This is a genomic window from Pediococcus parvulus, from assembly GCF_007990205.1.
Taxonomy (GTDB): domain Bacteria; phylum Bacillota; class Bacilli; order Lactobacillales; family Lactobacillaceae; genus Pediococcus; species Pediococcus parvulus.
This window is the reverse complement of record NZ_BJWE01000038.1, coordinates 1-18,347: the sequence shown is the minus strand read 5'-3', so window position 1 is coordinate 18,347 and position 18,347 is coordinate 1. Positions and strand designations below refer to the sequence as shown.

Below are 18,347 nucleotides of genomic sequence, written 5' to 3'. Positions count from 1 at the left end.
GAATAAATTCCTTACCTTTTTAAAACCTATTATGCACCCAAGAAGATTCGAACTTCCACCGGGAGAACTCCCGACAAGATCCTTAATCTTGCGCGTCTGCCAATTCCGCCATGGGTGCAACAAAACTATTACCTAAACTATATTAGCAAAAAACGGTAATAGTTACAACCTTTTTCCTTAAAATCAGGTTAACTTGCTTGAACAAGTTGCAATCTACCCCCACATTTTCCACACCGATATTTTTTCAAATCAATGTGTCGTTGACGCGGATAACGAAGACCACATTGCTGACAAACATAAATCAATCGGACTTTCTTTCGGCTTTTTACAGGGCTTGCTGGAGCGAAACGCGAGCCACCGACCTGCCGCAATAAGTGCCTAAACGTAGCATCCCGATGCTGATAGCCTTGATGCGTCAGGTGCAAATGATAGTGGCACAATTCATGTTTTATAATGCCAATTAAAGTCGGTAAATCATGTTCTGATAACATCCGAGGATTAATATCAATGTTGTGGGTCTGCAACTGATAACGACCACCTGTAGTGCGCAAACGTGAATTAAAGTAGGCTTCATGCGTAAATTTTCGGTGAAAATCAGTTTCTGAAACTTCTTCCACTAATTTTTGTAATTCATAATCTGTCATTTATTCGTTGCGTCAACTGGATCTAACATGGTGAGTTGAATTCGATGTCGGTCTAAATCAACACTTTCAACCCAAACGGTGACGACATCACCAACTGAAACAGCTTCACCTGGATTCTTAATAAATTTCTTGGTTAACTTAGATACATGAACTAGCCCATCTTGTTTAACCCCGATATCGACAAAGGCCCCAAAATCAACCACATTTCGAACCGTCCCTTGCAGTTTCATCCCTACCTTTAAATCCTCTAAAGTAAGCACGTCGCTTCTCAACAGCGGAGCAGGCATACCATCGCGCAAGTCGCGCCCTGGTTTTTCTAATCCGGCAATAATATCTTGAAGGGTTTCGACACCAATCTCTAAGTCAGCTGCTGTTTGGTTAAGATCTAACTGTTTAAATGCTTGTGCAGCTTCTGGAGTCCCAATCTGATCCAAACTTAACCCAACTTCAGTTAATAACTTTTTAGCAGCCTTGTAGCTTTCTGGATGAATGTCTGTATTATCAAGCGCATTTTTCCCCTGAACAATTCTTAAGAAACCAACTGATTGTTCATAAGCTTTCGGTCCCAAACGAGGGACTTTCTTTAATTGATTTCGAGCCTCATAACTGCCGTTTTCATCACGCCAGTTCACAATATTTTGGGCAGTTGTTTTGGTCAAACCAGAAATGTGTTCCAACAATTGAGGACTGGCTGTGTTTAAGTTGACCCCCACTTGGTTGACGGCTGTTTCAATCACTGTATCTAATTGACTGGTTAATTCTTTTTGGGGCACGTCATGTTGATACTGACCAACCCCAACTGCCTTAGGGTCAATTTTAATTAATTCCGCAAGGGGATCCTGAAGACGTCGCCCGATACTAATGGCGCTTCGTTCCTCAACATGTAATTCAGGAAAGGCATCCCGAGCAGCCTTACTTGCTGAATAAACTGATGCTCCAGCTTCGTTTACAATCACATAATAAATCTTCCGATCAATCGTTTTTAATACTGACGAAACGAATTCTTCAGATTCACGACTAGCTGTTCCGTTTCCAATGGCAATCATCTCAACGTGGTAGTCTTCCAAAAATTGTTTGAATTCTCCAGCAGCCGCCTGCCGTTTAGTTTGTGAGGCAGGTTTATGCGGATAAATCACCTTTTTCGCTAAGAACTTCCCGTTAGGATCCATGATAGCTAACTTACAGCCTGTTCGGTAAGCAGGATCAAATCCCAAAACCACTTTTCCTTTAATTGGTGCTTGCATCAACAAATGGTACAAGTTCTCGCCAAACACGTTGATTGCCTGTGTATTAGCTTCTTCACTTAATTCATTTCGGAGTTCACGCTCTATTGCGGGGCCAATAAACCGCTTGTAAGCATCCTCATAAGCATCTTGAAGTTGCGTCACTGCCGGTCCTTCATGACTGCCAATAATCCGAAAATGTAAATACCGCATGATAGCGGCTTCATCAACTTTAATTTGGGCTTTTAAAACGCCCTCTTTTTCGCCTCGGTTAATGGCTAAAACACGGTGTGACACCATATTAGAAAGAGATTCATCAAATTCATAATAAAGTTGATAAACGCCTTCTTCATCTTTTTCTTTTCCCTTAGATTTCACTTGAGAAACAAAGCGGCCATTTTTACGGGTGTAATTTCGAATCCAATCTCGGAATCCGGCACTATCACCAAAAGCTTCCGCTAAAATTTCATGGGCACCGGAAAAAACATCTTCAACAGTTGTGACCTTTTTGTCGGCATTAATGAATTCACTGGCCTTAGCTGTCAAATCACTCTGAGGAAAGGTCATCAGCCAAAAAGCAAATGGTTCAAGTCCTTTCTCCTTGGCAATCGTCGCTTTTGTCCGGCGCTTTTGCTTGTATGGTAAATACAGATCTTCCACCGTTTGTAATTTATCTGCTGATTTAATTTGCTTTTCTAAATCTGGTGTCAATTTACCCTGTTCAGAAATGAGTTTTAAAACATCATCTCTTCGTTTTTCTAGCGTTTCTGCTTTATTATAGCTGGTCTGAATTTGACGAATCTGGACTTCATCTAAACTGCCCGTTCGCTCTTTTCGATAGCGCGCAATAAAAGGAACTGTATCGCCCTCATCCAAAAGACTCAATGCTGCATGAATCTGTTTTGGTCGCATATCTGATAGTTGTTTTTCAACAATTTTTACAATTCGATCTTCCAAAAAATTCACTCCAAACTAATCATTTCGTTCTCAACAACACATAGTAATAAGTATAGCATACAGGCCCATTCATTCTATTTTCCATTTTCACTATACAAAAAAACTAGGAATTTATTTTTCCTAGTTTTTTTTGGCTATTTTAGCCCATCATCATTGCCATAATACGATCAAAGGCTTTTGAAACGGCATCCATATCCTTATCCTGAGCCTGTTCTGCTTTACTAAACTGCTCAGAATCAATCTTTTTATTTGCTTCATCAATGCTAGTTAGCATTAATTCACAATCCTGGGCATACGTCTCATAAGCACTAGTTAACTGCTTATGGCGTCCTAAAATTTGAACTGGTGGTTTTGCTTTCTTTAAAGTTTCGACATTTTGCTTATACAGATCAACTGCTTTTTTGAAAATGGTGACAATCTCATGTAGGTCACGATCACTTAAAGAATCAATTCCCTTTAAAGCTAATGTTTTCTTGAAATTTTGAAAATGAGGATCAACCTCTTCACCCATTTGTTCAGACGATTCCATTACCCGATTGAGCAAATTAGCATACCCTTGCGGATTACTTTTACGCATTTTAATATCTCCAATTCTAATTATTAGCGAGCTGCAAATCTTCGTTGGAACCATTTCACGATTTCAACAATTACAATAATTGATAATGAAGCACCACCAACAATTGCCCACTGGTGCAGATCCAAATGACTCACGTGGAAAATATCATTCAAACCAGGAACCACTATGGTAGCGGCCAACAATATAAACGATACCACAATTGACCAATTAAAGAATTTATTTTTCAAAGTAGTTGCACTAAAAATTGAGCCATGAATGGATTTTGAGTTAAAGGCATGGAACAACTGAATTAACCCTAATGTTGCAAATGCCATGGTCAACGCATCTGCATGTGCCTGAGCATAAGAAGCATGCACCGGATACAAGATGGCAAGACCATAAACTGTCAAGGTAATCAGTCCTTCTAACAGTCCTTGATAAATCACATTACTTGCGACCCCACCAGACAAGAAGTTGCTTGCTCTTCCTCGCGGCTTTTGTTTCATCACATTCTTTTCTGCGGGTTCCAATCCCAACGCAATTGCTGGGAAGGTATCAGTTACTAAATTAATCCATAAAATGTGAACTGGCGCAAGAATTTGCCAACCCATCATTGTCATGACAAACAACGTCAAAACTTCACCCAAGTTTGCAGACAAGAGATACTGAATTGCTTTTTGAATATTGGCAAACACTTTTCGTCCTTCTTCAACTGCCACCACAATTGTTGAGAAGTTGTCATCTGCCAAAATCATATCACTGGCACCTTTTGAAACTTCGGTACCTGTTATTCCCATGGCAACCCCAATATCAGCCTGCTTAAGGGAAGGCGCATCATTCACACCATCTCCGGTCATCGCCACAACTTTGCCTTGTTTTTGCCAAGCATTTACAATTCGTACTTTGTGTTCAGGGGCCACACGCGCATAAACCGAATACTGGTTAACTTTTTTAGCAAAGGTTTTATCATCCATTTCATCCAATTCAGTTCCAGATATAACTGCTTGATCATCGCCTTCTTCAATAATACCCAAACGTTTGGCAATTGCCGCCGCAGTATCGCGATGATCACCTGTAATCATTAATGGGCGAATTCCAGCCTGTTTAGCTTCTTCCACAGCCTGTGCTACTTCAGGACGTTCGGGATCAATCATCCCGATTAGGCCAGCAAAAATTAATTCTTGTTCGACCACTTCAGACGCCAAGGTTGCTGGGATTTCATCCACAATTTGATATGCAAATCCCAGCACTCTAATCGCCTGGGTTGCCAATTTATGGTTTGTGTCCAAAACAAGTTTACGCTCGGCGTCATCCATTGATTTGATTTCTTCGCCCTCTTCAAACAATGTTGTTCGTTGTAGTAATTCATCTGGGGCACCCTTGACCGTTTGTAAAAATCGTCCATCTTCCAATTGATTATATGTGGACATCAATTTACGTTCAGAATCAAATGGGACTTCGGTAACTCTTTTTTCTGAGCTAATTAATTTTTCGACATTTTGATGTTTATCCAAATTAAATTGAATTAAAGCCGTTTCGGTAGGATCACCAATCAAACCTTCTTTAGTTTGTTTGGTATCATTATTTAACACCATTAACTCAAACAAATGGTTGTAAGGATAATCTTTTGGATCGACATCCGCGGTGTCTTTCAATTGATTATTCACAAAAACTTTTTCAACAGTCATTTTGTTTTGGGTCAACGTTCCCGTTTTATCAGACGCAATGATTTGGGTCCCACCCAAAGTCTCAACGGCTGGTAATTTTCGAATGATTGCATGTCGTTTGGCCATTCGTTGCGTACCTAACGCTAAGGTAATCGTGACAATGGCTGGTAAGCCTTCAGGAATAGCAGCAACGGCTAAAGAAATTGCCGTCAGCAACATATTAATTAGGCTTTCGTTTCCCCGAATCATACCCACCACGAAAACGATGGCTGCAATCACTAAAATTAAACCAGTTAAAACTTTACTCAGCTGCGTTAAATTGTGCTGCAGCGGGGTTGTCGTTTCTTCGGCATTGTTGATCATATCTGCAATTTGGCCAACTTCAGTATGCATCCCAGTACCAACAACCACGCCACTACCACGACCATACGTGACATTACTATTCATGAAGGCCATGTTAGTTTGATCACCGATTGGCAACTTACTATCCTTTAAAGCTGCAATTTGTTTTTCAACTGGGACAGACTCACCAGTTAAGGCGGCTTCTTCCATTTTTAAACCAGCAGACTCAATTAAACGCAAATCGGCAGGAATAATATCGCCAGCTTCCAGCAAAACAATATCGCCAGGAACCACATCTTCGCTCTTGATAGTTTCTACTTTTCCGTTTCGTTTAACATGAGCTTGAGGCGCGGAAAGTTCCTTTAAGGCCGCAATTGCCTCTTCAGCTTTTGTTTCCTGAAAAACACCAAAAATCGCATTCAGCACAACCACCAGTAAAATGATGATGGCGTCAACGCCTTCACCCACAAACACGGATACTATGGCCGCCGCAATCAATACAATGATCATTAAATCTTTAAACTGAGCGATGAACTTTTGTAAGAGACTTGTATTTTTCTTAGTCTCTAACTGATTAGCGCCGTGCTTGGTTAAACTTTCTTGGACTTGTGCATCGGTCAATCCTTCTGGAGAACTGCCTTGAGCTTTCAGCACATCTTCCACGCTCTGGTTGTAGTAATTAACTTTTGTAGCTTTCATGTGTTCCTCCTTATTTTTCGACACACAGGGGCTTTTTAAAAAAAGAGACCCGTGCATGTCCACACTAAAATGCGAACATCCACGAGTCTCACTTTTTCAGGCAATACCAGATTTAATCTTGTTGACGACATTGCCGCAGAAATAACTGCTAGTTACTCCCTCATGTTTTGTTGTTAATTTATTATAACTATAAGCAAACCTAATAGCAAGTGATTTTGCTTTTTATTTTTCTTGGCATCTCAATCTTCTAGAATTTATCGTAAACAGTATATGGTAAATGACGTTTGTGCGCCGTTTTTTGATACCAACTTTCGATTTTTTCCGCAGCCTTAGTTTCGATTTCATGCCCCTCTAGATAATTATCAATATCATCGTAAGTCACGCCAAGCGCTACTTCATCAGGCAAGGCAGGACGATTATCTTCCAAATCAGCCGTTGGAACCTTTTCGTATAAGTGTTTTGGCGCATTCAACTCTTCTAAAAGTGCCTTGCCTTGACGCTTATCTAACCGCCAAATTGGAGTAACATCTGCACCACCGTCACCGAACTTGGTATAAAAGCCCGTCACCGATTCAGCGGCGTGATCCGTACCAAGCACGATGCCATTATTAGCACCAGCAATTCCGTACTGAGCAATCATGCGTTCTCGGGCCTTGATATTTCCCTTGTTAAAATCACTAATCTTCAAATCATTAGCTTCAAGTGCCTGTACCATTGCGTCAGCAGCTGGTTTGATGTCGACCCGTTTAACTTGATCAGCTTGTATATATTCGATCGCCGCCATTGCATCCGATTCATCAGCTTGCACGCCATATGGCAAACGGACTGCGATAAACTGGTAATCTTGGTCGCCAGTTTCTTCACGCATTTCAGTAATGGCCATCTGCCCTAGTTTACCGGTTAATGTTGAGTCCTGACCCCCGGAAATGCCTAGCACAAAGCTTTTGATAAAGGTGTTTTTCTTTAGATACGTTTTTAGGAAATCAACACTACGGCGAATTTCCGTTTTTGGATCAATTTCGGGCGCCACTCTTAAATTTTTGATAATCTCTTGTTGTAATTTTCGCATTGTTGCCATCTCTCTTATTCACTAAATTTTAACGAACTGACGTATTTTCGAACACCATTAATGCTGTTCATCTTATGGTCATAACATTTCTCAGATAAATCAACGGGATAGTCTTGCGGATTCAAATCACGTTTATATTCATCCCATAAGGAATCCAACATCTTGCGAGAGTATTCCTTAACATCTTTCAGTTCTGGAAGTTTATAAACCAGCTTGCCATCTTTAAAAATTTCATGTAACAGTGGGCGTGCATTGAAATCACTCACCGTTTTGTTAATGTACGTATAATTTGGATGGAACATGTAAATTGAAGGTTGCTTTTGCGGATCTTCATCCCAGAGGGTCACGTAATCCCCCTCTGATTTACCATCTGCATTTTTAGAAATTCGCCAAACTTGTTTTTTACCGGGTGTAGAAACTTTTTCCACATTGTTAGATAGTTTAATGGTATCAACCATCTTACCGTCTTCACCCTCGATAGAAACCATCTTGTAAACGGCCCCTAAAGCTGGTTGATCATAAGCGGTAATTAATTTTGTGCCGACACCCCAAACATCAATTTTGGCACCCTGCATTTTTAAGTTTTGAATTGTTTTTTCATCTAAATCATTTGAAGCATAAACTTTGGCATTCGGAAAACCAGCTTCGTCTAATTGCTCGCGTACACGCTTTGATAAGTAAGCCATATCACCACTATCAATTCGAACGCCCAAGAAATTAATCTTATCACCCATTTCTTTGGCTACCCTAATCGCATTGGGTACCCCACTTTTGAGCGTGTCATAGGTATCTACCAAAAACACGCAATCATGATGGGTTTGGGCATATGCTTTAAAAGCATCATAATCGTTACGATAGTACTGAACCAGGGCATGCGCATGGGTTCCGCTGATCGGAATTCCAAAAATTTTACCTGCCCGGACATTACTTGTGGCATCAAAACCGCCGATGTAAGCCGCCCTAGTCCCCCAAATTGCGGCACTCATTTCTTGAGCACGGCGCGTACCAAACTCTAACAAGGCATCGTTGCCAACGACGGATTTAATTCGTGACGCTTTAGTGGCTATCAAAGTTTGATAGTTCACAACATTTAAAATGGCGGTTTCAACTAATTGGCAATCAGCTAACGGACCTTCCACTTGCATAATTGGTTCGCCGTTGAAAACTAAATCACCTTCAACAGCGGAACGAATTGTGCCACTAAATTTAAAGTTACGCAAATATTCCAAGAAGTCATCCGGATAATGTTCTGATTCTTTCAAATAAGCCAAATCAGAATCCGTAAAGTGCAACTGTTGGATATACTTCACGACTCTTTCCAAACCAGCAAAAATCGCGTACCCATTTTTAAAAGGCATATCTCGAAAGAAAACTTCAAAAACAGCGTTCTTATTGTGAATTCCTTGTTCCCAGTAAGTTTGAATCATGTTAATTTGATAGGCATCCGTATGTAACGTTAAACTGTCATCCGGATATTTTTTAGTCATGACGATTGTACTCCTCAGTTAGTTAGTGGTTTAATAATATTAACAATAGTTGCACCTATTTTATCATTTTTTCCATGGTGCGTCATTTTCAATAGTCGAAAGGATTGATTTTATTATGAATGACCCATTTCGAAGCGTTAAAATTATGGGGATTCCATTTGCAAATACCACACGTAATCAGTTTATCAATCAACTCCAAACTCGAATTCAAAATCACCAAAATACGTTTGTTGTCACGGCAAATCCGGAAATTGTCATGTATGCAAACCGAAATGAACCCTATCGTAACCTTATCTTAAAAGCTGACTATATCTCACCGGATGGAATTGGCATTATTAAAGCCGCAGCAACGCTAAAAACACCGTTACCTGAGCGAATCACGGGATTTGATATTTTTACAGGTCTCCTTAAATGGGCCGATCAAACACAAAAGAAAGTGTATTTTTTAGGAGCTAAACCGCATGTGATCAACCTTTTAACAACCAAATTAGCTGCTAACTTTCCCGGCGTTCAAGTTGTCGGTGCCCGCGATGGTTACTATAAAGACGAATCATTAATTGCAGCTGAGATTAAAGCCCAACAACCCGATATTGTCTTCGTTGCAACTGGTTTTCCCAAGCAAGAGCAGTTTATTGCGAGTCATCGTCACCTCACAAACGGGTTATGGATGGGCGTGGGTGGCAGTTTTGATGTCTTTGTAGGGATTGTTAAACGAGCACCTCAATTTTGGCAAAATCATCATTTAGAATGGTTTTACCGATTAATTACCGAACCCAAACGGCTCAAACGACAAATGATAATTCCTCAATTCATGTGGAAAATTCATCAACTCAAAAAACAAAATAAGCTCTGATACTAAAAATAGTTTGTCATTTTCATTTCGAAAATCGACAAACTATTTTTTGTGTTTTTAACGATTGAGATAAAATTCAAATCGTTCGCCCACATATTGAGTGCGCACATATTCAAATGGTTTCCCATCTTGTAAATACGACACCTGACGTAAACGTAAAATTGCTTCTCCACGTTTTACAGATAGATATTCGGCAATCTTTTCAGAAGCTAGCATTGCCGAAACGGTCTGAGTTGCCTTACCGGGAACTAATCCCGCCTTTTTCTCTAACGTACCATACAATGAACTGGTTACTTCAGCCTTACTGAAATCTTTCACGAGATTTTCTGGTACCGTAGCCGTCTCAAAACAGATAGGCACTTTATCCGCATACCGAATCCGTTCCATCCGCAAAACTAATTCACCATCATTTAGCTCTAACTTTTCGCTTTCACTCATAGAAGGTTGCCCCGCATGGTACGAAATCGTTTTGCTGGAAGGAGTTTTACCTTGCGCAATCATTAAGTCAGTGAAACTGGTCACACCAGACATTTTTTCTTGAACTTTCTGATTAGCTACAAAAGTACCCGAACCCACACGACGCTCCAAAATACCCTCATCAACTAATGTCTGAATGGCTTGTCTAAGTGTCATTCGGCTTACATTGAACTGTTCTGCTAATTCACGTTCTGCTGGAATACGGTCACCAACTGCCCATTTACCAGCCTCGATAGATTTTTTAATTTCATTGTGAATTTGAATATAAATGGGGGATCCCACGATTCCACCTCCTGTAAACGACTATAAGCTTATTATAACGAAAAAATAGCTAGTTTCGGAACTTTATTTTTCAGTATTTGAGAATTCACGGCCATAGCTGTAAGTAGCCAACTTGTTCAGGTTATCATCAAACAAGTTCAAATCCGCATCTTTACCCACTTCAAGAGTTCCCTTACTGTCCAAACCAAATTCGTTAGCCTGGTTGACAGAACTCATCTGTACGGCATCTTCAATACTGCATCCCATAAATTTCATGGCATTCTTGAAGGCATCTGTATATTCCAAAACTGAACCAGCTAAGGTTCCGTCAGCTAAGCGAGCCTGCTTGTCTTTAACATAAACTTTTTGGCCACCTAATTCACTTTCGCCTTCAGGCATTCCTTTAGAACGCATCGAGTCAGTTACCAATTCGATCCGTTCTGGGCCTTTAACTTCGTATGCCAAACGCAACATGTCAGGAACAATATGGAAACCGTCACAAATTAATTCAGCATAGATGTTGTCTTCCAACATTACGTGGCCGGTAACGCCTGGTTCACGATGCTTCCATTCCCGTTGTGCATTGTACAAATGAGTTCCGTGACTCACTTTACTATTTAATAAATCCGCCCGTTTGGCATTACTATGGCCAACAGATGGCACAATTCCATGTGCTAAACAGTAAGATTCAAATTCATCGGCACCCTTATCTTCAGGAGCCATGGTGATTAATTTAACTAACCCATTAGCAGACTTGTTCCACTGTTCCAACAAGTGAACGTCAGGATCTTTAATGTATTGTTCTGGTTGTGCACCTTTGAAAGTAGCTGAAATAAAGGGCCCTTCCAAATGTACCCCTTTAATGACGGGATTGACAGCAGCTGCTTTAGCTACTCCTTTCATCGCATGATCAATGTTTTCGTTCGATTGCGTCATTGTGGTACAGAAGTAAGTGGTAATTCCTTCTGTTTTTGTCATTTTCGTAACCATTTCGTTAATTTGGTCAGCGTCACCATCCATGGCATCAAACCCATAGCCGCCATGACTGTGCACATCAATAAATCCTGGGGTCACAATTGTTTCTGCAGCAAAGTGAATTTCGTCATCTGGCAAGGGACGGAACTCGCTCATTGGCCCAACAGCTTCGATTTGTTTGTTAAACCGAATAAAGCCGTCATCAATTTTCTCTAAACCAGTATAAATCGTGGCGTGTTTCAATACAGTACTCATTAGTTAAAAATCTCCTTCAGTTTTATTTAAGTTCATTATAATCGGTATAGACCACAACTGCAAGGAGAATCTGTTATTCACCTTTTTCTTTCGCAATGGTGGCATTAATGCCTTTGACTACCGAGGTCATAAAACCGGCCTCTTCCATTGCTAGAAAACCGGCGACCGTTGTCCCACCTGGTGAAGAAACCTTATCAATTAAAGCAGCTGGGTTATCATCGGCCTCAAGAACCATTTTGGCACTCCCATTCACAACTTGGGCCGCAATTTTGGTTGCTGCCTGCTTAGTCAACCCATACTTAACGCCCGCTCGTGATAACGCATCAATGAAAAAGTAAGCATACGCCGGCGCACTACCTGCAATCGCTCCAAAGATTGTGAAGTCAGATTCAGATACTTCCATGACCTTCCCAACTTTTTCAAAAATATTTTTACCAATATTAAATGGTGAATCTGTTAGTGGGCCACTTGCAGCCAAGGCGGTCATCCCTTCATTAATTTCAACATTAACGTTTGGCATCACCCGCATAATTGGCCAATCACCAATAATGGCCTGCATTTCGGCAATCTCTAGACCAGAAACGACGGAAGCCACTAATTTGTCAGCACTGTTCACTTCCAATTTAATATCAGTTAACACCTGTTTGGCAATGTCTGGTTTAACGGCTAATATCACCACATCCGCCCTTTTAGCAACCTCTTCATTACTAGTTTCCAGCGCCAACTGATTTTGTTTTGCAAATGCCTCATAATGTTCAAGGTGACCACTGTGCACCAAAATGTCCGTTCCCGAAACTCCCACCTTGATCAACCCAATAATAATGGCCTTTGCCATGTTGCCAACTCCAATAAATCCAATTTTCATTTTTATTCATTCACTTTCTTTTTTTATATTTCCATTTTATCATTTTTCCAACTAATAATTCGTTTCCGTTGTGAAACCGTTTTTTTTAAAGCTATCATTGGTTGATTCTTGATTTATGGTGTTTTTTAAACTTGATTTAATCTGTTACCTATATAGTCATAAATATAAAGTTAATAAAACAAAAAGAGGAGATGGCCGTATGTGTGGATTCGCAGGCTGTTTGACCGACCTTTCAAAAATCGACGGTCAGACTGAAAACAATACAGTTCATGAAATGACAAATATGTTGGTCCATAGAGGCCCTGACGATAGTGGCTACTTTGAAGATGATCACATCACCATGGGATTCCGGCGTTTAAGTATCATTGATTTGGATGGCGGCCATCAACCCCTATCCTATGATAATGAACGCTACTGGCTAACTTTTAATGGTGAAATTTATAACTTTGTTGAGTTACGGAATGATTTAATTAAAGACGGATACAGTTTTAAAACAGAGTCTGACTCCGAAGTTATTTTAGCTTTGTATGCCAAATACCAATCTGACGTCACTAAATATTTACGCGGCATGTTTTCGTTTGTGATTTGGGATAAACAAGAAAAGACTTTCTTTGCTGCTCGCGACCAATTTGGTATTAAACCATTTTACTATGCCATCCAAGGCGACCAGTTATATTATGCTTCCGAAAGTAAAGCCATTTACAAAATTCTTGCGCAGCGAACTTTTGATCATGATGCCTTGCAAGATTACATGACATTCCAGTTTGTACCGGAACCAGAAACTTTAACAAAAGAAATCAAGCTGCTTTCACCAGGGTGCACGCTAACCAAAAAAATTGGGGAAGATCCCGTAATTAACCGTTACTACCATCGAGAATTTCACCCCACGAACGAATCGGAAACGGCCTACATCAAAAAGATTCGCGAAGTTTTGTTAGATTCCGTCAAAATGCATATGCGCTCTGACGTGCCAGTTGGTTCCTTCTTATCTGGCGGAATTGATTCATCAATTATTGTGGCCATGGCAAAAAATTTTAACCCCAACCTAGAAACGATTTCAGTTGGATTCGAACGCGAAGGCTACAGTGAACTAGATGTTGCCCAAGAAACGGCTGAAAAATTAGACGTTAAAAATTACAGCAGTTTAATTACCCCTGAAGCATTCATGGAAGCTTTTCCTAAGTTTGTTTGGAGTATGGATGATCCCCTTGCGGATCCGGCTGCTGTGCCCCAATATTTCTTGGCAAAAGAAGCTGTGAAACATGTAAAAGTAGCCTTAACAGGTGAAGGTGCTGATGAGTTGTTTGGTGGTTACACTATCTATCACGAACCAGAATCATTAAGTGTATTTAATTACACCAAGCCCTTAAATGGCGCTTTAAATCATATTGCCCGATTAATTCCGCGTGGCGTAAAGGGTCGCTCATTTTTGTTACGTGGTACCACACCCCTTGAAAAACGTTATGTTGGCAATGCCTTTATATTTAATGAAACCGAAAAACGTGCATTTTTTAAAAATTATAATCTCAGTCATCCATTTCAATCCATTACGAAGCCATTTTATGACGAATCACAAGATTATGACCCGATTACAAGAATGCAATTCATTGATATGCACACCTGGTTAAACGGCGATTTGCTTCACAATGCTGACCGAACTACCATGGCACACAGTTTGGAATTACGAACCCCATTTGTGGATCGAGAAGTTTTCAAAGTGGCTTCCAGCATTCCAGCTGATTTACGAATTAGTCATGGAACGACCAAATATATTTTACGAAAGGCAGTTGAAGGTATTGTACCTGATCACGTCTTACATCGTAAAAAATTAGGTTTCCCTGTGCCAATCCGTTTCTGGCTAAAAAGTGAAATGTATGATTGGGCACGCACAATTATTCAAGATTCCCAAACGGATCAGTATTTTGATAAAAACTACTTTTTAACGTTATTAGATGATCACCGTGATGGTGTGGCAGATAATTCCCGAAAATTATGGACGATTCTCACCTTTATGATGTGGCATAAAATTTATGTGGAAGAGTTAGAACCGAAGAACGATAGAGAGTTGGTATAGATAAAATGGAGATTGTTATTCAAAAATTCGGGGGCACTTCTGTTAAAGATGTAGCCGCTAGAAAGCAAGCTTTAGTGCATGTGAAATACGCAGTTGATCACGGTAAAAAAGTCGTGGTTGTGGTTTCCGCCTTTCGGGAACCAGGAGCATCCTACACAACAGACGGTCTTTTAAATCTGGTCCACAATAACCAATCAAGGTTATCTAAACGTGAGTTAGATATGTTGGTTTCCGTTGGTGAAATTGTTTCCGCAACCGTGTTTACAGAACAGGCCCGTGAAGCTGGCTTAGATGCCACTGCTTTAACGGGCAGTGAGGCCGGAATTGTAACCGATGATGAATTTCAAAATGCCAAAATACTTAACGTTGACCCGACTCCTATCAAAAAAATGTTTAAAAAGACGAATGTCGTCGTTGTTGCTGGGTTTCAAGGTGCCACTAAAGATGGCGAAATCACAACCATCGGCCGTGGCGGTTCTGATGTCTCGGCTGCCGTTTTGGGTATGGCCTTAAACGCTGAATTGGTAGATATTTTTACCGACGTAAGCGGCATCATGACGGCGGATCCTCAACTTGTAAAAAGGGCCCGTTGTCTCAAGTCCATCAGCTATGATGAACTTGCCAATTTGGCCCATAATGGCGCTCGTGTCATCCATCCACGAGCTGTTGAAGTTGCTAAACAAGCTAACTTATCAATGCGGATTCGGGCAACCTATCAACAACCTGAAGAATTAGGCACAATTGTTGGCGAAAGAAATCCCCGCATTTCTCATTATCGAACTGTTACAGTATAACCAACCAAAACAACTTAACTCAATTTTCTGTTTCAACTGAGAACCTAACATCTGGTCAGATTTTCCAATTAATGGCCGCACAAAATCTCAGTATTGATTTTATTAATATTTCTACCGATTCGGTTGTTTTCAATTTGCCACAAATGGATACCTGGCTTGCTGAAAAGACTTTAGCAACCGCCCATGCAAACTATCGAATGGTTTCTGATTGCGCCAAGGTTGCCATTGTAGGAGCCGGAATTACGGGCACTCCAGGGATCACGGCCCGGATTGTCAACACATTAGCCAAGCACCATATCGATATTTTACAATCAACTGATAGTTATACGACCATTTGGGTTCTAATTCATAAAACCGACCTCACTGCGGCTTTAAACAGTTTACACGATGAATTTTTACAAAGCCATCAATTCACCCTTACTCAATAGTAATGTCAGTCAGTTATCTGCCTATTCTAAAAAGGAACGTTCTCAATGAAAGTTAGCAAATTAATTAATAGTTTAAAATTCAAGCAAGTTCAGCCAACTATCACAACTGATTTTGATGTGACAATGTTGACTCAGGATACCCGCGAGATTCAACCTGGTGCGATGTTTATCGCCGTAGATGGCTATCACATTGATGGTCATATATTGGTTAAACAAGCTGTTGAAAAAGGCGCCAAAATCATTGTGGCTCAAAAGCGGATCAACGTTACCGTTCCTGTTGTGTATGTACAAAACACTGAACGAGCCATGGCAATCCTTGCCGATGTTTTTTTTGAGGCTCCTAGCCAAAAAATGCATATGATTGGTGTGACTGGCACCAATGGCAAAACAACCGTTACCCATTTAATCGACCAAATTTATCGAGATCAAAATCAGGCGACTGGTCTGATGGGAACCATGTATCGCCGCATTAAAGATGAAACTTTTCCAACTGAAAATACCACACCGGATGCCATCACGACGCAAAAGACTTTGGCACAAATGCGCGAAGTTGGCGTAAAAACCGTTTCAATGGAAGTTTCGTCGATTGCTTTAGTTTTGGGCCGCGTTTGGGGAATTGATTACGATGTTGCTGTCTTCACAAATCTCACGCTTGATCATTTAGATTTTCACAAAACTATGGATGATTATATTCACGCTAAAAGTATGTTGTTTGCTCAATTAGGCAATAAATATAATGCAGACGGCACTAGTAAAGTCGCCGTTTTAAATACCGATGATCCCGTTGGTCGTGAGTTTGAACAATATACCGCTGCCCACGTGTTGACCTATGGGCTCAATACCGATGCGATGATTCGTGCTCAAAACATTCAGATTTATAGTCATGGTACTGAATTTGACTTGTCCGTATTTGGTCATCTCACCCATGTCACAACGAAACTGATTGGCCAATTTAATGTTTACAATCTGTTGGCTGCCTTTGCCGCGGCTTATGCAGGCGGGCTACCAGAAGCACAAATTATCACTTCATTGGAAAAAGTTTCGGGGGTAAAAGGCCGTTTTCAATCCATCCCTTCTCATACAGGGGTCCGGGTAATTGTTGATTATTCACATACACCAGATAGTCTTTTAAATGCTTTAGAGACCATCCATTCCTTTGCTAAAAAAGACATTTACTGTGTGATTGGTTGTGGTGGCGATCGTGATAAAGGAAAGCGGGCCAAAATGGCAAAAATTGCCGTTGAATACAGTACGAAGCCGATTTTTACCGCGGATAATCCACGTACAGAAGACCCGCAGGCTATTTTAAATGATATGCTAGCCGGCGTTCCAAACGATCACCCCGAAGTTTACATTGATCGCCGGGAGGCCATTACGAAAGCTGTTGAATCGGCCAAGTCGGGAGACGTCATCCTGATTGCCGGAAAAGGACACGAAGATTACCAAATTCTTGGTCGAACCAAACATCATTTTGACGACTGTGAAGAAGCCGCCAAAGCCCTGGCGTTAAAACCAGTGGCTGATTAATTAAATAAGATGTTAAAAAAGTCGCAAATCCAGTTGTTCATGGGTTTGCGACTTTTATCATTGCTTACTTGGGATCTTTTGACAGAAAATCTTCTTCAATTAACTTATTTGGAATCTCCTGAACTTGTTGGTTCACCACAAATTTTGCTGAAACGAACCCTCCATTTGGATCAAGCGTTAATGCCACAATTCCACCACTAAATGCACCGGAACGACTACCAGCATCAATTAAATAACGCGGTACATCTTGACTGTCAGCTTGCATTTTTATGAATCCGGATCGATTAAAGATCTGAACTGGTGTATGTCCAGTGACAATCACCTTACCTAACTCATTTTTATGCCATCCCGCTGATTCCAATCCTGCATTGAAATAATAGTCATTTCTAATCCAAACTAAATCGTCTTTTTCTTGTTTATTAAGACGCACTCCCCAACGAACACCAGCATGCACTGCTAGCATTTTGCCAGTTTCCCAGGTAAATGGTCGATTGCTTAAGAACTTCGTGTAAGGGGCCAGTTTTGGAGCATTCAGTGCCTTTTGAATCACAGGCAGCGCACTGGAGTAAATTCCTAATTTTCGCCATGTACGAGCACCACCATTAATTCGCCATGTTTGATAACTCAAATCATCACCAGCAGCTGTCTGCACCCAAAAATCATCATGGTTTCCAAGTAACACGATGTCGCTGTGTTGGTTAACTCGATTCATCAAAATATCTAAAACTCCTAAAGGATCAATTAACTGCGTTTCTTCACGCTTTGAAAAATGTCGAGTTGCCGTTCCATCAATGTAATCGCCTAAAAAAATCAAGCGATCAGCTTCCGTATTAATGGCATTCAAAAGTACTTTTAAATCATCACTAGCTGAATGAATGTCGCCGATAAATGTATAATTCATTAGACGCCTCCGTCTATTCCACTACTAGAAAGAAAACTCATCAATAATAAAAAAATAAGCCCACCTAATATGAACCTATTGTACCGTAAATTTTTGAAGATAAGAGGATAACCTATTTTTCACTAAAACTTTACTACCTAAGTGCATTAATAGAAGATACAAAAAAAGCCTCTACATCAGTACTTAAACTGGTAGCGACTTAGAAAGGCGTAACTATTGGGCTAGATGGGATCGAACCATCGCATCTCGGGATCAAAACCCGATGCCTTACCGCTTGGCTATAGCCCATTCAT

Annotated in this window: 13 protein-coding genes, 2 tRNA genes and 1 pseudogene; 4 read left to right on the top strand and 12 right to left on the bottom strand. The window is 40.5% G+C overall.

Annotation, left to right across the window (positions count from 1 at the left end):
* Positions 1-32: 32 nt before the first annotated feature.
* From PPA04_RS07585 to PPA04_RS07555, 7 genes are all read right to left on the bottom strand, one after another.
* Positions 33-118 (bottom strand) — tRNA-Leu (locus tag PPA04_RS07585).
* Between the two features lie 70 nt (positions 119-188).
* On the bottom strand, positions 189-644 hold the full coding sequence (locus PPA04_RS07580) for a SprT family protein (protein WP_057784629.1): 456 nt from the start codon (positions 642-644) through the stop codon (positions 189-191).
* Positions 641-2,824, bottom strand: a complete 2,184-nt coding sequence (locus tag PPA04_RS07575) for a Tex family protein (RefSeq protein ID WP_057784630.1) — start codon at positions 2,822-2,824, stop codon at positions 641-643. Before PPA04_RS07575 ends, PPA04_RS07580 begins: the two co-directional genes overlap by 4 nt.
* 139 nt (positions 2,825-2,963) lie before the next feature.
* On the bottom strand, positions 2,964-3,401 hold the full coding sequence (locus PPA04_RS07570; protein ID WP_057784631.1) for a hypothetical protein: 438 nt from the start codon (positions 3,399-3,401) through the stop codon (positions 2,964-2,966).
* A 23-nt stretch (positions 3,402-3,424) separates the two neighbouring features.
* A complete protein-coding gene (locus PPA04_RS07565) occupies positions 3,425-6,088 on the bottom strand; it encodes a cation-translocating P-type ATPase (RefSeq protein WP_057784632.1) in 2,664 nt (887 codons plus the stop codon).
* 247 nt (positions 6,089-6,335) lie between these two features.
* A complete protein-coding gene (nadE, locus tag PPA04_RS07560) occupies positions 6,336-7,157 on the bottom strand; it encodes an NAD(+) synthase (protein ID WP_057784633.1) in 822 nt (273 codons plus the stop codon).
* Between the two features lie 14 nt (positions 7,158-7,171).
* Positions 7,172-8,644, bottom strand: coding sequence for a nicotinate phosphoribosyltransferase (locus PPA04_RS07555; RefSeq protein WP_057784634.1), 1,473 nt, complete (start codon positions 8,642-8,644; stop codon positions 7,172-7,174).
* A 115-nt stretch (positions 8,645-8,759) separates the two neighbouring features.
* Here PPA04_RS07555 and PPA04_RS07550 point away from each other — a divergent pair, with 115 nt between their 5' ends.
* Entirely contained in the window at positions 8,760-9,497 is a 738-nt protein-coding gene (locus PPA04_RS07550; RefSeq protein WP_057784635.1) for a WecB/TagA/CpsF family glycosyltransferase, read from the top strand.
* A gap of 57 nt (positions 9,498-9,554) precedes the next feature.
* On the opposite strand, the gene PPA04_RS07545 is transcribed toward PPA04_RS07550, so the two are convergent.
* From PPA04_RS07545 to proC, 3 genes are all read right to left on the bottom strand, one after another.
* Positions 9,555-10,256, bottom strand: a complete 702-nt coding sequence (locus PPA04_RS07545; RefSeq protein WP_057784636.1) for a GntR family transcriptional regulator — start codon at positions 10,254-10,256, stop codon at positions 9,555-9,557.
* 63 nt (positions 10,257-10,319) lie between these two features.
* Positions 10,320-11,465: an N-acetylglucosamine-6-phosphate deacetylase gene (nagA, locus tag PPA04_RS07540; protein WP_057784637.1), complete on the bottom strand. Its 1,146-nt coding sequence runs from the start codon at positions 11,463-11,465 to the stop codon at positions 10,320-10,322.
* A gap of 73 nt (positions 11,466-11,538) precedes the next feature.
* Complete coding sequence (proC, locus tag PPA04_RS07535; protein WP_057784638.1) at positions 11,539-12,330, bottom strand: pyrroline-5-carboxylate reductase; 792 nt, start codon at positions 12,328-12,330, stop codon at positions 11,539-11,541.
* 199 nt (positions 12,331-12,529) lie between these two features.
* Here proC and asnB point away from each other — a divergent pair, with 199 nt between their 5' ends.
* The 3 genes and pseudogenes from asnB (at position 12,530) to PPA04_RS07520 (ending at position 17,153) form a co-directional block, all read left to right on the top strand.
* The gene (asnB, locus tag PPA04_RS07530) at positions 12,530-14,404 is read left to right on the top strand and encodes an asparagine synthase (glutamine-hydrolyzing) (RefSeq protein ID WP_057784639.1); all 1,875 of its coding nucleotides are present in this window, start codon (positions 12,530-12,532) and stop codon (positions 14,402-14,404) included.
* Between the two features lie 5 nt (positions 14,405-14,409).
* Positions 14,410-15,626, top strand: a pseudogene (gene dapG, locus PPA04_RS07525) (aspartate kinase).
* Positions 15,627-15,671: 45 nt separating this feature from the next.
* A complete protein-coding gene (locus PPA04_RS07520; protein WP_057784640.1) occupies positions 15,672-17,153 on the top strand; it encodes a UDP-N-acetylmuramoyl-L-alanyl-D-glutamate--2,6-diaminopimelate ligase in 1,482 nt (493 codons plus the stop codon).
* A gap of 64 nt (positions 17,154-17,217) precedes the next feature.
* Here PPA04_RS07520 and PPA04_RS07515 read toward each other — a convergent pair whose 3' ends face one another.
* Together PPA04_RS07515 and PPA04_RS07510 are read right to left on the bottom strand one after the other, a co-directional pair.
* Complete coding sequence (locus PPA04_RS07515) at positions 17,218-18,054, bottom strand: metallophosphoesterase (protein WP_057784641.1); 837 nt, start codon at positions 18,052-18,054, stop codon at positions 17,218-17,220.
* Between the two features lie 216 nt (positions 18,055-18,270).
* A tRNA-Gln gene (locus tag PPA04_RS07510) sits at positions 18,271-18,342 on the bottom strand.
* Positions 18,343-18,347 lie beyond the last annotated feature (5 nt).

What these genes read in the sequence shown, in the direction of transcription:
- PPA04_RS07580 (WP_057784629.1), bottom strand. Translation starts at nt 644, where the DNA reads ATGACAGATTATGAATTACAAAAATTAGTGGAAGAAGTTTCAGAAACT.
- PPA04_RS07570 (WP_057784631.1), bottom strand. Translation starts at nt 3,401, where the DNA reads ATGCGTAAAAGTAATCCGCAAGGGTATGCTAATTTGCTCAATCGGGTA.
- PPA04_RS07565 (WP_057784632.1), bottom strand. Translation starts at nt 6,088, where the DNA reads ATGAAAGCTACAAAAGTTAATTACTACAACCAGAGCGTGGAAGATGTG.
- nadE (WP_057784633.1), bottom strand. Translation starts at nt 7,157, where the DNA reads ATGCGAAAATTACAACAAGAGATTATCAAAAATTTAAGAGTGGCGCCC.
- PPA04_RS07555 (WP_057784634.1), bottom strand. Translation starts at nt 8,644, where the DNA reads ATGACTAAAAAATATCCGGATGACAGTTTAACGTTACATACGGATGCC.
- PPA04_RS07550 (WP_057784635.1), top strand. Translation starts at nt 8,760, where the DNA reads ATGAATGACCCATTTCGAAGCGTTAAAATTATGGGGATTCCATTTGCA.
- nagA (WP_057784637.1), bottom strand. Translation starts at nt 11,465, where the DNA reads ATGAGTACTGTATTGAAACACGCCACGATTTATACTGGTTTAGAGAAA.
- proC (WP_057784638.1), bottom strand. Translation starts at nt 12,330, where the DNA reads ATGAAAATTGGATTTATTGGAGTTGGCAACATGGCAAAGGCCATTATT.
- asnB (WP_057784639.1), top strand. Translation starts at nt 12,530, where the DNA reads ATGTGTGGATTCGCAGGCTGTTTGACCGACCTTTCAAAAATCGACGGT.
- PPA04_RS07520 (WP_057784640.1), top strand. Translation starts at nt 15,672, where the DNA reads ATGAAAGTTAGCAAATTAATTAATAGTTTAAAATTCAAGCAAGTTCAG.
- PPA04_RS07515 (WP_057784641.1), bottom strand. Translation starts at nt 18,054, where the DNA reads ATGAATTATACATTTATCGGCGACATTCATTCAGCTAGTGATGATTTA.